This is a genomic window from Streptomyces sp. NPDC012474, assembly GCF_042955185.1.
GTDB classification, from domain to species: Bacteria; Actinomycetota; Actinomycetes; order Streptomycetales; family Streptomycetaceae; genus Streptomyces; species Streptomyces cahuitamycinicus.
Genome location: NZ_JBIBEP010000001.1, coordinates 242,462 through 255,887 on the forward strand (window position 1 = coordinate 242,462; position 13,426 = coordinate 255,887).

The window sequence follows — 13,426 nt, forward strand, 5'->3', positions numbered from 1 at the left end:
GGTCGGTCACGTTTCGACAAATGAAGGGACCGGCTCTTGACGTATGACCGGACATGCGGCTGTCATTGCGCCACCGTGTTCGGTCAAGTTGATTTCTGGTCGATTGCGACTGGATTTCACGCCACACCCTCGTGGCCGAACCCTGCCCTCAGGAGCCGTCCATGCACGACCTCTCTTCCTCCGGTGTCTCCCTCCCCGCTCCCAGCCGTCGCACCCTGCTGCGCGGAGTGGGCGGTGCGGCCCTGCTCGGCGCGGGCATACCCCTGCTGAGCGCCTGCGGCGGCAGCGGCTCGTCCGCCGACCCGAAGACGGTCGGTCTCGGCTCCAACTCGTCCGACGCCGTGCCGAAGAAGGCGTTCGCGGAGATCTACGCCGCCTTCACCAAGAAGTCCGGCATCAAGGTCGATGTGAACACCAAGGACCACAACACGTTCCAGGAGCAGATCAACTCCTATCTGCAGGGCACGCCCGACGACGTGTTCACCTGGTTCGCCGGCTACCGCATGCAGTTCTTCGCCTCGAAGAAGCTGGCCACGCCGATCGACGACGTGTGGCAGAAGATCGGCGGCGACTTCCCCGAGGCGATGCACAAGCTCAGCAAGGGCGAGGACGGCAAGTACTACTTCGTGCCGCTGTACACGTACCCGTGGGCGGTGTTCTACCGCAAGAGCGTCTTCGCCCAGCACGGCTACGAGGTCCCCACCACCTGGGACGACTTCGTCGCCCTGTGCAAGCGGATGCAGAAGGACGGGCTGGTCCCGATCGCCTTCGGCGACAAGGACGCCTGGCCCGCGATGGGCACCTTCGACCAGATCAACTTCCGCACCAACGGCTACGACTTCCACGTCGAGCTGATGGCGGGCAAGGCCTCCTGGACCGACGCCAAGGTGCGCAAGGTCTTCGACCACTGGACGGAGATCCTGCCCTACCACCAGGAGGGCGCGGTGGGCCGCACCTGGCAGGACGCGGCGCAGACGCTGGTGGCCAAGAAGGCCGGCATGTACCTCCTGGGCACCTTCGTCGGTCAGCAGTTCACGGACAAGGCCGACCTGGACGACCTCGACTTCTTCGCCTTCCCGGAGATCGACCCGCAGTTCGGTCAGGACACCGTCGAGGCGCCGACCGACGGCTTCATGCTCTCCAAGGCCCCGAAGAACCGCGACGGCGCCGCCAAGCTCCTGGAGTACCTGGGCACCCCCGAGGCCGAGCAGATCTACCTCAAGGCCGACTCCAGCGTGGTGGCCGCCTCCACCAAGGCCGACACCTCCTCCTACACCGCGCTGCAGAAGAAGTCCTTCGAGATGATCTCCGGCGCGAAGAGCCTCACGCAGTTCATGGACCGCGACTCCCGCCCGGACTTCACGTCCACGGTGATGCAGCCCGCGCTGCAGAACTTCGTCCGCAACCCGAAGAACGTCGACAGCATCCTCTCGTCGATCGAACGCCAGAAGAAGACGATCTTCGCCTCCTCCTGACCGCCCACCGGAAACGGAGACTCGACGACTCGGATCCCCACATGACCGCCACCCCCGCGAAGGCTCCGGAGCCGGCCGCCCCGCCGGCCCCGGGGCCCGCCTCCACGCCCCCGCCCGCCAAGGCACCCCACGGTCACCGGCGTCTGCTCACCCGCCGCGACCGCCTCACGCTCGGCCTGATGGCGGGCGTGCCCACGATCCTGCACGTCACCCTGGTGTGGCTGACGGCCCTGGCCTCGATCGCGCTGGCCTTCACCACCTGGGACGGCATCGGCTTCGACTCCATCCAGTGGGTCGGACTGCAGAACTTCAGGGAGCTGTTCACCAGCAACCCGCAGTTCTGGCCCGCCGTCCAGCACAACGTGATCTGGTTCGTGGTGCTCATCGTGCTGCCCACGCCCTTCGGCCTGTTCCTCGCCGTGCAGCTGGACAAGAAGATCCGCTTCAGCCGCGTCTACCAGACGGCGTTCTTCCTGCCGGTCGTGATGTCGCTGGCGGTCATCGGCTTCGTCTGGCAGCTGATCTACAACCCCGACACGGGTCTGATCAACAGCATCATCGGCGCCAACAAGCCCGGTCACTACATCGACTGGATCGGCGACCCCGACCTCAACCTGTGGGCCGTGCTCATCGCCGCGTCCTGGCGGCACGCCGGCTACATGATGATCCTCTACCTGGCCGGCCTGAAGGGCGTCGACCCCTCGCTGCGGGAGGCGTCCGCGCTGGACGGCGCGGGTGAGTGGCAGACGTTCAAGAACGTCATCTTCCCGACCCTGCGCCCGACCAACACCGTCGTCCTGGTGGTCACGATCATCGAGGCGCTGCGCGCCTTCGACCTGGTCTTCGTCTTCAACAAGGGCGCCCAGGGCACCGAGCTGTTGTCGATCCTGGTGACCAACAACATCATCGGCGAGTCCAGCCGCATCGGATACGGCTCCGCCATCGCCGTCGTCCTGCTGGTGATCTCGCTCGCGGTGATCATCCCGTACCTGATCGCCACCTTCCGGAAGGAGCGGCGCGCATGAGCTCCCACCCGTCGCCCACCACCACCCTGAACGTGGCGCTTCGCGCCGCCCCTTTGAACTCTGGCGCCCCGCGCAAGCAGCGCACCCCGATCCGCCCCGCCCGGGTCCTGCTGCACACCTTCCTCGTCATCACCTCGCTGGCATGGCTCGCCCCCCTGCTGTGGGCCCTGCTCGCGGCGATGCGGCCCTACGCCGAGACCAGCGACAAGGGCTATGTCTCCTGGCCCGACAAGCTGACCTTCGACAACTTCACCAACGCCTTCACGCAGTCGGACATGCTGCACTACTTCGGCACCACGCTGATCGTCGCCGTGCCGGCCGTGCTGCTGACGCTGCTGCTGTCCTCGATGGTCGCCTTCTACGTCAGCCGCTTCGACTTCCGCGTCAACCTGTTCCTGCTGCTGGTGTTCACGGCCGGCAACCTGCTGCCCCAGCAGGTCATCATCACCCCGCTGTACCGGCTGTACCTGCTGATCGACCTGCCCGGCATCACCATGAGCGGCAAGCTGTACGACTCCGCGCTCGGCCTGGTGCTCATCCACGTGGCGTTCCAGTCCGGCTTCTGCGCCTTCGTGCTCAGCAACTACATGCGCTCACTGCCGCACGAGCTCACCGAGGCCGCCCTGGTCGACGGCGCCTCGGTCTGGCGGCTGTACTGGCAGATCGTGCTGCCGCTGTGCAAGCCCGCGATGGCCGCGCTCGCGACCCTGCTGTCCATCTGGATCTACAACGACTTCTTCTGGGCCATCGTCCTGATCTCCACCGGCGAGAACATGCCGATCACCTCGGCGCTGAACAACCTCTCCGGCCAGTACTTCACCGACCCCAACCTGGTCGCCGCCGGCGCCCTGCTCACCGCGATCCCCACCCTGATCGTGTACTTCGCCCTCCAGCGCCAGTTCGTCAGCGGCCTCACCCTGGGCGCCAACAAGGGCTGACGCCCGCTCCCCGAAAGAAACCCCCCGCGCACCACGCCTTCACCCCGGTCGCCTCCGTGCCGGTCAACCGGCGCAGGGCACTCGTCCACGAGGAGGGCCGGCAGTCCTGGAGCCCCAGCGGCGCCTACGCCCTCGGCGCGACGCCTCCCCGCATCCCCCCGTCGGTCGGGCGCCCCGCCGCCTCCTGCCGGACATCCGCCACCGGGACGGAGTGGGGCGCGGCACTCCCCTAATCGTGCCGCGCCCCGTTCCCCCGTCGGTCAGACCGCCTCGACCTCGGGCAGCGCCCCGGTCCGCGCCGCCCGGCCGTACCACCGGGCGCTGGTCTTCGGCGTGCGTTCCAGCGTCGCGTAGTCCACGTACACCGCGCCGAAGCGCTTGCCGTAGCCGTACGACCACTCGAAGTTGTCCATCAGGGACCACAGGTAGTAGCCGCGGACGTCCGCGCCGTCGTCGATCGCCCGGCGGACCGCCGACAGATGGCCGTGGAGGTAGGCCACCCGCTCCGGGTCGTGCACCCGGCCGTCGGAGTCGATCTTGTCGTCGTAGGCCGCGCCGTTCTCCGTGATGTACAGCGGCAGGCCCGGTGCCTCCTGGGTGTAGCGCATGATCAGCTCGTGCAGGCCGGTCGGGTCGATCGTCCAGCCCATCTCGGTGCGGTCGCCGGGAGTCTGGTGGAAGGCGACGTCGTCCGCGGCCGGCCACGGCGAGTGGTCGCTCGCCCCGTGACCGTCGGCGCGCGGTGCCTTCGCCGACGCGTCCGCCGCCGAGACCAGGGCGGGCGTGTAGTAGTTGAGGCCCAGCGCGTCCAGCGGCTGGTTGATCAGCTCCAGGTCGCCGTCGAGGACGTAGTCCCAGTCCGTGAGGCCCGCCGTCGCCACGTACAGCGACTCCGGGTAGGCGCCGTGCAGCATCGGCCCGTGGAACACGCCGTTGGCCAGGTCGTCGATCCGCCGGGCCGCCGCCAGGTCCGCAGGGTCCTGCGAAAGCGGCCGCACCACCGAGGAGTTGAGGCTGACCGCGACCATGTTGCGGGCCGGCATCACCGACCGCAGCGCGGACGCGCCCAGCCCGTGCGCCAGGTTCAGGTGGTGCGCGGCACGCAGCGAGGCCGCCGGGTCCGTACGGCCCGGAGCGTGCACCCCGGAGGCATAACCCAGGAACGCGCTGCACCACGGCTCGTTGAGCGTGATCCACTGCTCCACCCGGTCGCCCAGCGCCTCGCCGACGATCTGCGCGTACTCCGCGAACCGGTACGCCGTGTCGCGCTCGGGCCAGCCGCCCGCGTCCTCAAGCTCCTGCGGCAGGTCCCAGTGGTACAGGGTGACGGCCGGCTTGATGTTCTTGGCCAGCAGCTCGTCCACCAGCCGCCGGTAGAAGTCCAGGCCCTTCTGCACGGCCGGGCCCCGGCCGGTCGGCTGCACCCGCGACCACGAGATGGAGAAGCGGTAGGCGCCCAGACCCAGCTCCGCCATCAGCGCCACGTCGTCGCGGTAGCGGTGATAGTGGTCGACAGCGATGTCACCGGTCTCACCACCGGCCGTCTTGCCCGGCGTATGGCTGAAGGTGTCCCAGATCGACGGCGTACGGCCGTCCTCCCGCACCGCGCCCTCGATCTGGTACGCGGACGTCGCCGCGCCCCACAGGAAGGCGGGCGGGAAGGTCACCGCGGTGGCCGGGTTCTCGGAGTCAGGCATGGAAGCGCTCCCAAGGGGGTCGTATGGACCGACGAGTGGAGGGGGAGGGGGAAAGGGGCCGAGGCGGCTGTGGCTCGGCCCCTTGGGAAAGCAGGACTCAGCCCTTGACGGCGCCCTGCATGATGCCGCCGACGATCTGCTTGCCGAAGATCGCGAAGACGATCAGGAGCGGCAGGGTGCCCAGCAGGGCGCCGGCCATGATCAGCGACTGGTCGGGGGTGTAGCCGCGTCCCAGCCCCGCCACCGCCACCTGCACGGTCGGATTGCCGGTCTGGGTCAGGACCAGGAAGGGCCACAGGAAGTCGTTCCAGGTCTGCACGAACATCAGCATGCCCAGGACTGCCATCGCGGGCCGCGCGGTCGGGAACACCACGTGCCACACCACGCGCCAGCTGCTCGCGCCGTCCACCCGGGCCGCCTCGATGATCTCGTCCGGCAGCGCCTGGATCAGGTACTGCCGCATGAAGAACACCCCGAACGCGCTCACCAGCGACGGGAAGATCACCGCTTGGAGCTGGTCCGTCCAGTCGAGCTTGGCGACCATCATGTACAGCGGGATGATGCTGAGCTGCGGCGGAACCATCATCGTCCCGATCACCACCAGCATGGCCGCGCCGCGGCCCTTGAAGCGCAGCTTGGCGAAGGCGAATCCGGCGATCGTCGACAGGAACACGATGGTGAACGACGAGATGCCGGCCACCAGGGTGGTGTTGAGGAACGCCTCGCCCAGGTTGGCGTCGGTCCAGGCCACTTCGAGCTTGTCGAAGAGGCCGGAGCCGAACCAGAACGGCGGCGGGGTCTGCGCCAGGCGCTGGTTGTCGCGCGAGGCGGCGATGGCTGTCCACACCAGCGGGAACAGCGAGATGACGGTGAAGAGGGCGAGGATGACGTACGCCACCGGGCCGGCGTGCAGCTGCCCGCCCGCGCGTGCCGCCTTCATGCCACGGGACCGCTTCGGCGGCTCGGGGACCGCGTCGGCCGGGGGTTTCGTCAGGGTCGTCGTCACGGCCGGTTCTCCTTAGCTACTGGCGCGCAGCCGGCGCGAGATGACGTAGTTGACGACACCGATCACGATGAGGATCAGGAACATCGTCCAGGCGATGGCGGAGGCGCGGCCCAGGTGCTGGTTGATCCAGCCCTGCTCGTACAGGTACAGGCCGAGCGTCTGGAACTGGTGCTGGGATCCGCCGGAGGCGCCCTTGTTCGCGTCGAAGAGCAGTGGCTCGCCGAACACCTGCGAGGCGCCGATGGTCGACACCACGACCGTGAACAGGATGGTCGGACGCAGCGAGGGCAGCGTGACGTGGAGGAACTGCCGCCAGCGGCTGGCTCCGTCCAGTGCCGCCGACTCGTAGAGGTCCTGCGGGATCGCCTGCATCGCGGCCAGGTAGATCAGCGCGTTGTACCCGGTCCAGCGCCAGACGATGATGCTGGACACGGCGATCTGGGACGGCCACTTGTCGTTCTGCCAGTCGACGTGGTCGATGCCGACGGCGTTCAGCGCCCAGTTGATCATGCCGTAGTCGCGGCCGAAGAGCAGCACGAAGACCAGCGAGGCGGCGGCGATCGACGTGGCGTAGGGAGCCAGCATGACGACGCGGTAGAAGGTGGAGCCGCGCAGCTTGTAATTGAGGATGTGCGCCAGGCCCATCGCCATCAGCAGCTGCGGAACCGTGGAGATGATGCCGATGGTCAGGGTGTTCTTCGCCGCGTTCCAGAAGAAGTCGTCGTCGAAGATCCGGGTGTAGTTGCGCAGGCCCACCCAGGACATGTCCGTGGGTGCCGTCAGCTCCACCTGGTGGAGCGAGGCCCAACCGGTGTACAGCAGCGGGAACAGGCCGAACGCGAGGAAGAGCAGGAAGAAGGGCGAGACGAACGCGTAGGGGCTCCACCGCATGTCGCGTTGCCAGCGACGGGAGAGCCGGGCGCGCTTCTTCATCGCCCGCTCCGTGTCCGCGTCGGCCGGCGGGCGGCCCGGGGCCGCGCCCCCCTTCACGGGGGGCGCGGCGGTGTCGTGCCTGGATGCCATTCCGGTCACTGGTCCAGGTTGTTGTCGATGGTCTTGACGGCCGTGTTCCACGCCTCCTCGGGCGACTTGCCCTGGGTGACGAGGATGACGCCGTTGTCCGTCAGCCCCTGCTGGACGATCTGGTCCTTCGGGCCGATCGTCTGGACCGGGCTGCTCTTGGCGGCCGCGGCGAAGATGGTGCCGATCGGCGCGTCACCGGTCATCTCGTTCTTGGCGCTCTTGACCGCGTCCGACTCGTAGGCCGCCGGGGTGCTCGGGAAGCTGCCCTGCACGGCGAACAGCTTGGCCTGCTGCTCGGGTGCGGTCAGCCAGGCGGCCAGCTTCGCGGCCTCCTCGGCGTTCTTGCCCGACTTGGGAACCGCCAGGAAGGAACCGCCCCAGTTGCCGGACTTCGGCGACGCGGCCACGTCCCACTTGCCCTTGGCGTCCGGCTTGGACTTGCCCTTGATGTAGCCGAGCATCCACGGCGGGCAGGACATCGCGGCGAACTTGCTGTTGGCGATCGTCGTGTCCCAGGCGGGCTGGAACTGGGTGTGGTTGCCGATCAGTCCGTCCTCGGCGGCCTTCGCGGTGAGGTCGAACGCGTCCTTCACCGCCGGGTTCGACTTGTAGATGACCTTGCCGGAGGAGTCGTAGAAGCGGTCCTTCTCACTGCTGAGGATCGCCTGGAGCAGACCGCCGGGGGAGTCCAGGAAGGTGGTGCCCTTCGGCGCCTTCTTCTTGTAGTCCTCGCCGACCTGGACCAGCTTCTTCCAGTCACCGGCCCACAGCTTGGCGACCTCCTCGCGGTCGGTGGGCAGACCGGCCTTCTCGAAGAGGTCCTTGCGGTAGCAGATGGCCATCGGGCCGACGTCCGTGCCCAGGCCGACGGTCTCGCCGCCCTCGGTGGTGGCCTGCTGCCACTTCCACTCCAGGTAGTCGCTCTTCTTGCCGTACTTGGAGAGGTCCAGCAGCTTGTCGGACTGGGTCTTGACTATCTCGGCGATGTTGCCGACCTCGACGCCCTGGATGTCCTGCAGGCCGCTGTTGGTGGTCAGGTGGTTGACCAGGGTGGGGTAGTAGTTCTCGTTCCGCTCGACGACCGTCTGCTGGATGTCGATGTCCGGGTGGAGCTTCTCGTACTCCTTGTAGAGGCCGGCCTCCTCGAACCCGAAGGTGCCGAAGAGCCCCAGAGTGATCTTGGTCTTGCCGCCGCTGTCGCCGCCGCTGCCGCCCGACGAGCCGTCGCCTCCGCCGTCGTCGGCACAGCCGGCCAGCAGCCCGGCGCCCAGCGACGCGACGGCCGCGACGACCATCGCCTTGCGGGCGGTTCGGATGCGTGCTCGCATGTCGTCCTCCTGTTGCCCTGACGTGCCGACCCCCCGGCCAACTGCATCGTCGGACCGTTTTACGCGCTTAAAGGCTCGGGCGGGGAACGTGCGGGTTGTGTATGTGTCAGGTAGCGTGGGAGCGCTCCCACCGGTGATGTGTTGAAGAGTCCCCGGTCGCGGCGGGGGTGTCAAGGGACCGGACAGCCCTATATAGCTTCGAGACATTTCTGTCGCCGCGGCCATGTCCCGGGAGGTTCGGCCCTGTTGGCGAGAGGTGGGGGGCGATGGTCGGACAGTCGCTCGTTCGAAGGAGGTTGATCTGTTCGCATGCGAAGCGCCCCGCCCATCCGTAGCGTCCGTGAGGTGAAAATGGTGGTCCAGGTCAAGCTCCTGCCGACGCCGGAGCAGGAGGCTGCGCTCCGGGCGACGCTGCGCGTCTGCAACGAAGCCGCTCGCTGGGTGTCCGATGTGGCTTTCCAATCTGACGCCTTCAAGAACTTCACCCTGCGCAAACAGTGCTATGGCGAGGTGAGGGGCCGCTGGGGGTTGGGGGCCCAGGCCGCCCAGCACGTGATCAAGAAGGTGTCCGACGCCTACACGGTCCTGCGTGCAAGTCTGAAGGCATCCAGTGGCGCCAAGAGGGGATTAAGGGCTCTCTGCGGAACCGTGCATCGACCGATCGCTTTCCGTGCGGAGTCGGCCCAGCCGTATGACGATCGCATGCTGTCATGGCAGACAGAAGCACGCACGGTGTCCGTCTGGACTGTCGAGGGGCGGCTCAAGGGGGTCGCCTTCACCGGTAGCCAGCAGCACCTGGAAACCCTCGCTCGCTACCGGAAGGGCGAGTCGGACCTGGCATACCGGGACGGCATGTGGTTTCTGCTGGCCACGTGCGAAGTCCCGGAGAGCGTGGCCCACGGCGAACCCGTCGACTTCCTCGGAGTGGACCTGGGCATCGTGAACATCGCTGCCACCAGTGACGGCGAGATCTTGTCGGGACGGCACATCAATCGCTGCAGAGCGCGGGACCGCGCCCTGCGGAGCAAGCTGAGAAGGAAGAACACCGCATCGGCCAAGCGTCGTGCCAGGCGTCGACGTCGTAAGGAAGCTCGCCGAACGCGGGACATCAATCACAAGATCGCGAAGCATGTCGTGGCCGAGGCTGAACGCACCGGTCGTGGAATTGCTCTTGAAGACCTGAAGGGCATCCGCGAGCGGGTACGGCTGAGAAAGCCCCAACGGGCCACACTCCACGGTTGGGCCTTCGCCCAGCTGGGACGCTTCATTGCCTACAAGGCTCGTCGGGCGGGGGTGCCAGTAGTGTTCGTCGATCCGGCGTACACCTCGCGCACGTGCGCCGAGTGCGGGCATGTGGACACAGCGAACCGGGTCTCGCAGGCCAGCTTCGCTTGCCGGTCGTGCGGATTCGTTGATCACGCGGACCGGAACAGCTCCCGCAACATCCGCGCTCGGGCGTGGCAGTTGTGGCGACGCGGGGCCCGGTCAGTGGCCTCTGCCGTTCCTGGACAAGGGACGGCTGGACGCAGGCGGAACACCACAGCCAGTGGTGCCCGCAACGCAAGTCTGACGGCAGTAGCGACAGGCAGCTGACTTATCGGGCTGTCAGCCCAGGTACAGCGAACCTGCGGCTGACAGAAAGAAGAAACCGCTCGGGCGGTGTCGGAGTCCCGGGCCGGTTGCATCGAGCCAGTCGGACCACCGGTCGTTCCGGCTCGTTGGGCCGAAACGGAAGGCCGGGGGCGGTGAGCCCTCGGCATCGGGCGTCACGGCCAACGAGCCTGTTAAATTCCAGGCCAGTCGCAGAGTGCGGGTGTGGACGGGAAGGCGGAGCCCATGGCAACCCACGGAGCGCGGGGCCGAAGTGGTGGCCGGCCCACCCTCGAAGAGGTGGCGGCGCGCGCCGGTGTCGGCCGCGGCACCGTCTCGCGGGTGATCAACGGCTCGCCCCGGGTCAGCGACACGACGCGTGCGGCCGTCGAGGCGGCGGTCGCGGAGCTCGGCTACGTCCCCAACACCGCGGCCCGCGCCCTGGCCGCCAACCGTACGGACGCGATCGCGCTGGTCGTGCCCGAGCCGGAGACCCGGTTCTTCGCGGAGCCGTACTTCTCGGACATGCTGAAGGGCGTCGGGGCCGCGCTGTCCGACACGGAGATGCAGCTGCTGCTGATCTTCGCGGGCAGTGATCGCGAACGCGCCCGCCTCGCCCAGTACCTGGCGGCCCACCGCGTGGACGGCGTCCTGCTGGTCTCGGTGCACGCGGACGATCCGCTGCCGGACCTGCTGGCCCAGCTGGAGATCCCGGCGGTGATCAGCGGCCCGCGCTCGTCGGCGGAGACCCTGCCGTCGGTCGACTCGGACAACTACGGCGGCGCCCGCCAGGCCGTCGAGCACCTGCTGTCCCGGGGCCGGACCCGGGTGGCCCACATCACCGGCCGCCTCGACGTCTACGGCGCCCAGCGCCGTGTCGACGGCTACCGCGAGGCCATGAGCGACGCCGGTCTCGGGGCGGACGAGGGGATGATCGAGGCGGGCGACTTCACCGAGGAGGGCGGACACCGGGCCATGGCGGCCCTGCTCGAGCGCCACCCCGACATCGACGCGGTCTTCGCCGCCTCCGACGTCACCGCGGCCGGAGCCCGCCGGGCGCTGCGCGACGCGGGCCGCCGCATCCCGGATGACGTGGCGCTCGTCGGCTACGACGACTCCGCCATCGCCCGTCACATGGAGCCGCCGCTGACCAGCGTCCGCCAGCCCATCGAGGAGATGGGCCGCCGGATGATAGACCTCCTGCTCACCGAGGTCGCCGACCGCCGCCCGCTCGCGTCCCGGGGCCTGGAGCGCCGGCAGATGGTCCTGGCCACGGAGCTGGTGTCGCGGTCGTCGTCGTGACGGGCCGCCCGCTCCCTCCGCCTCCTCCTGGACGCGGGTGACGAGGACGCGCCCGCCGGGCACATCCGAGCAACCGGCGGTGGTGGGCCGGGCCGTTCGCCCCGAACCGGCTGAACGGTTCACCGGAGTGGGGGAGTTCGCTGCCGCGTGGCGGCGGTCGGTGAGGCGAGGTCGGGGTGGCGCCGCAGGGCCTCCATCCCGTCGGGCACGAACAGCCGCGTCCGGAGCGCCTCCCGGAGCTCCGGCTGGTCGAACCAGCCGTGCCAGGCGATCGCGGACGGGTCGGGAGTAAGAGGTTCCGTCAGGACGGCCTCGTGCACCCCGAGCCAGTACGGGCTGATCGCCCCTCGGCAGAGGAACTTGAAGACGAAACGCACCCGCGTCCGGACGCCCAGTTCCTCGGTCAGCTCCCGGGCCGCCGCCTCCTCGTACGACTCGCCGACCTCGACGGCCCCGCCGGTGAGCCAGTCGTGGTGTCCCGGAAACCGCGACACGTGCTCCGGCCTGCGATGTACCAGCACCCGCCCGTGCGGATCACGGCACACCGTGGTCGCGATCCGGTGGAGCCAGCCGTTGCGGATCGCCTCGTCCCGGTCGACCACCCCAAGCACCCGGTCCCGCTCGTCGACCCGTTCCACCAGCTCGCCCACGGGCTCACGATGGCACGGGCTCGGTTCCACCAGCTCGTCCAGGGGCCCGCGCTCGCACGGGCTCGCCTCTACCAGCTCGTCCATGGGGCCCACGATCGCACGCGCTCAGACCCGGGCCGGGTCGGGCCGTCGCAGCAGATATACCGCCGCCGTCACGACCAGGACGGCCATGCAGGCGATGAACACCAGCCCCGCGCCTTCCAGGCCGATCGGGCCGGTCAGGAGGCCGACGCCGATCACGGGCACGGAGATGCCCGTGTAGGCGACCACGAACAGGGTCGAGATCACCGCCGCACGCCGGTGTTCGGGAGAGGCCTCGGCCACGTCGGCGAGGGCACCGCGGAACGCCAGCCCCTGGCCGACTCCGCCGACGAGCGCGCTGGCGATCAGCAGGGACATCTGGTCCCACCGCAGCGCGCCGGCGAGCAGCGCCAGCCCGGCGAGGAGCCCGGCGCAGCCCAGCGGGAGGGAGCGCCGTACGCCGACCCGGCCGACCACCAGTTGCCCGGCCGTCGAGGAGAAGAAGGCCAGCGCGACGATCAGGCCGCTCACGGCGTGGTCGTCCACGTGCAGGGACTCCGTGAGGAAGGCCGGGCTGACCGAGGTGAACACCCCGAACAGGGCGAAGCCGACGAAGGAGGCGGTGGCGGCGGGGCCGAACACCGCGCGCACCTGCGGGGGCAGCGCGGGCCGCTGCGGGCGCACGGTGCGCAGCGGCTGCCGTTCCCGCACCGTCTCCGCGAGCCTCAGCAGCACTGCGGCCGAGGCGGCCACCAGGGCGAGATGGGTGACGAACGGCAGGTACAGCGGCCATGCGGCGTACTGCGCGAGCAGCCCGGAGAGCAGAGGCCCGCAGCCCAGCCCGCCCATGTTGGCGGCCGTCGCCACGAACGTGGCCCGGGAGGCGCCGCCCTCGGGTGCCAGCTCCATCACGTACGCCGTGGCGGCGCCGGTGAACAGCCCGGCGGACAGGCCCGACAGCAGCCGCCCCGCGTAGAGCCAGCCGAGGCCGGTGGCGCACAGGAAACAGACGGCGCTCAGCGCCGCGAAACCCAGGCCGCACAGCAGCACCGGGCGCCTGCCCACGGCGTCCGAGGCGTTGCCGACCAGCAGCAGGACACCGATCACGGCGAAGGCGTAGAGGGCGTACACCACGGTGACCGTCAGCTCGGAGAAGCCGAACTTGTCCTGGTAGAGGGGGTAGAGGGGAGTCGGCAGCGTGGTGCCGGCCATGCAGACGGCGAACACCGCCCCGCTGAGCACACACGCGCGCCATCCTGGGCGTCGACCGTCCATGCCGCCGACGGTAGCCAGAGCGCCGCGCCGCCCCGGAGAGGCGCGCAAAAAGCTTCAGCCGGTGGCTTCTTCACGAAGCCACCGGCTGATTACTCA

11 protein-coding genes are annotated in these 13,426 nt (G+C 68.9%); 5 read left to right on the forward strand and 6 right to left on the reverse strand.

The features are described 5' to 3' along the window. The first annotated feature begins 161 nt into the window (after positions 1-161). The 3 genes from ACFY9S_RS01070 to ACFY9S_RS01080 are packed head-to-tail and all read left to right on the forward strand — an operon-like array spanning position 162 to position 3,438. Complete coding sequence (locus ACFY9S_RS01070) at positions 162-1,475, forward strand: extracellular solute-binding protein (RefSeq protein WP_391121106.1); 1,314 nt, start codon at positions 162-164, stop codon at positions 1,473-1,475. A gap of 41 nt (positions 1,476-1,516) precedes the next feature. Continuing rightward, positions 1,517-2,500, forward strand: a complete 984-nt coding sequence (locus ACFY9S_RS01075) for an ABC transporter permease subunit (protein ID WP_391121109.1) — start codon at positions 1,517-1,519, stop codon at positions 2,498-2,500. Then, positions 2,497-3,438, forward strand: a complete 942-nt coding sequence (locus ACFY9S_RS01080; RefSeq protein ID WP_391121112.1) for an ABC transporter permease subunit — start codon at positions 2,497-2,499, stop codon at positions 3,436-3,438. The genes ACFY9S_RS01075 and ACFY9S_RS01080 overlap by 4 nt, the downstream gene beginning before the upstream one ends. A 260-nt stretch (positions 3,439-3,698) precedes the next feature. On the opposite strand, the gene ACFY9S_RS01085 is transcribed toward ACFY9S_RS01080, so the two are convergent. The 4 genes from ACFY9S_RS01085 to ACFY9S_RS01100 form a co-directional block, all read right to left on the reverse strand. Beyond that, on the reverse strand, positions 3,699-5,135 hold the full coding sequence (locus ACFY9S_RS01085; protein ID WP_102913769.1) for a GH1 family beta-glucosidase: 1,437 nt from the start codon (positions 5,133-5,135) through the stop codon (positions 3,699-3,701). A 97-nt stretch (positions 5,136-5,232) separates the two neighbouring features. Further along, positions 5,233-6,141, reverse strand: coding sequence for a carbohydrate ABC transporter permease (locus ACFY9S_RS01090; RefSeq protein WP_102912406.1), 909 nt, complete (start codon positions 6,139-6,141; stop codon positions 5,233-5,235). A gap of 12 nt (positions 6,142-6,153) precedes the next feature. Then, a complete protein-coding gene (locus ACFY9S_RS01095; protein WP_391121117.1) occupies positions 6,154-7,164 on the reverse strand; it encodes an ABC transporter permease subunit in 1,011 nt (336 codons plus the stop codon). 5 nt (positions 7,165-7,169) lie between these two features. Continuing rightward, positions 7,170-8,492, reverse strand: coding sequence for an extracellular solute-binding protein (locus ACFY9S_RS01100; protein ID WP_391121120.1), 1,323 nt, complete (start codon positions 8,490-8,492; stop codon positions 7,170-7,172). A 345-nt stretch (positions 8,493-8,837) separates the two neighbouring features. Between ACFY9S_RS01100 and ACFY9S_RS01105 the strand changes: the two genes are divergently transcribed. Together ACFY9S_RS01105 and ACFY9S_RS01110 are read left to right on the forward strand one after the other, a co-directional pair. Beyond that, positions 8,838-10,085, forward strand: coding sequence for an RNA-guided endonuclease TnpB family protein (locus ACFY9S_RS01105; RefSeq protein WP_391121123.1), 1,248 nt, complete (start codon positions 8,838-8,840; stop codon positions 10,083-10,085). Positions 10,086-10,328: 243 nt separating this feature from the next. Then, positions 10,329-11,384 (forward strand): substrate-binding domain-containing protein, encoded by a 1,056-nt coding sequence (locus ACFY9S_RS01110; RefSeq protein ID WP_391121126.1) that lies wholly within the window; start codon positions 10,329-10,331, stop codon positions 11,382-11,384. A gap of 119 nt (positions 11,385-11,503) precedes the next feature. Here the strand turns inward: ACFY9S_RS01110 and ACFY9S_RS01115 are convergent, their stop codons facing one another. Together ACFY9S_RS01115 and ACFY9S_RS01120 are read right to left on the reverse strand one after the other, a co-directional pair. Then, entirely contained in the window at positions 11,504-12,034 is a 531-nt protein-coding gene (locus ACFY9S_RS01115; RefSeq protein ID WP_391122881.1) for an NUDIX domain-containing protein, read from the reverse strand. Between the two features lie 105 nt (positions 12,035-12,139). Then, positions 12,140-13,330: an MFS transporter gene (locus ACFY9S_RS01120; protein ID WP_391121129.1), complete on the reverse strand. Its 1,191-nt coding sequence runs from the start codon at positions 13,328-13,330 to the stop codon at positions 12,140-12,142. Positions 13,331-13,426 lie beyond the last annotated feature (96 nt).

Coding starts and splice junctions, on each gene's coding strand:
- ACFY9S_RS01085 (WP_102913769.1), bottom strand. CDS start 5,135: ATGCCTGACTCCGAGAACCCGGCCACCGCGGTGACCTTCCCGCCCGCC.
- ACFY9S_RS01100 (WP_391121120.1), bottom strand. CDS start 8,492: ATGCGAGCACGCATCCGAACCGCCCGCAAGGCGATGGTCGTCGCGGCC.
- ACFY9S_RS01095 (WP_391121117.1), bottom strand. CDS start 7,164: ATGGCATCCAGGCACGACACCGCCGCGCCCCCCGTGAAGGGGGGCGCG.
- ACFY9S_RS01075 (WP_391121109.1), top strand. CDS start 1,517: ATGACCGCCACCCCCGCGAAGGCTCCGGAGCCGGCCGCCCCGCCGGCC.
- ACFY9S_RS01070 (WP_391121106.1), top strand. CDS start 162: ATGCACGACCTCTCTTCCTCCGGTGTCTCCCTCCCCGCTCCCAGCCGT.
- ACFY9S_RS01120 (WP_391121129.1), bottom strand. CDS start 13,330: ATGGACGGTCGACGCCCAGGATGGCGCGCGTGTGTGCTCAGCGGGGCG.
- ACFY9S_RS01080 (WP_391121112.1), top strand. CDS start 2,497: ATGAGCTCCCACCCGTCGCCCACCACCACCCTGAACGTGGCGCTTCGC.
- ACFY9S_RS01110 (WP_391121126.1), top strand. CDS start 10,329: ATGGCAACCCACGGAGCGCGGGGCCGAAGTGGTGGCCGGCCCACCCTC.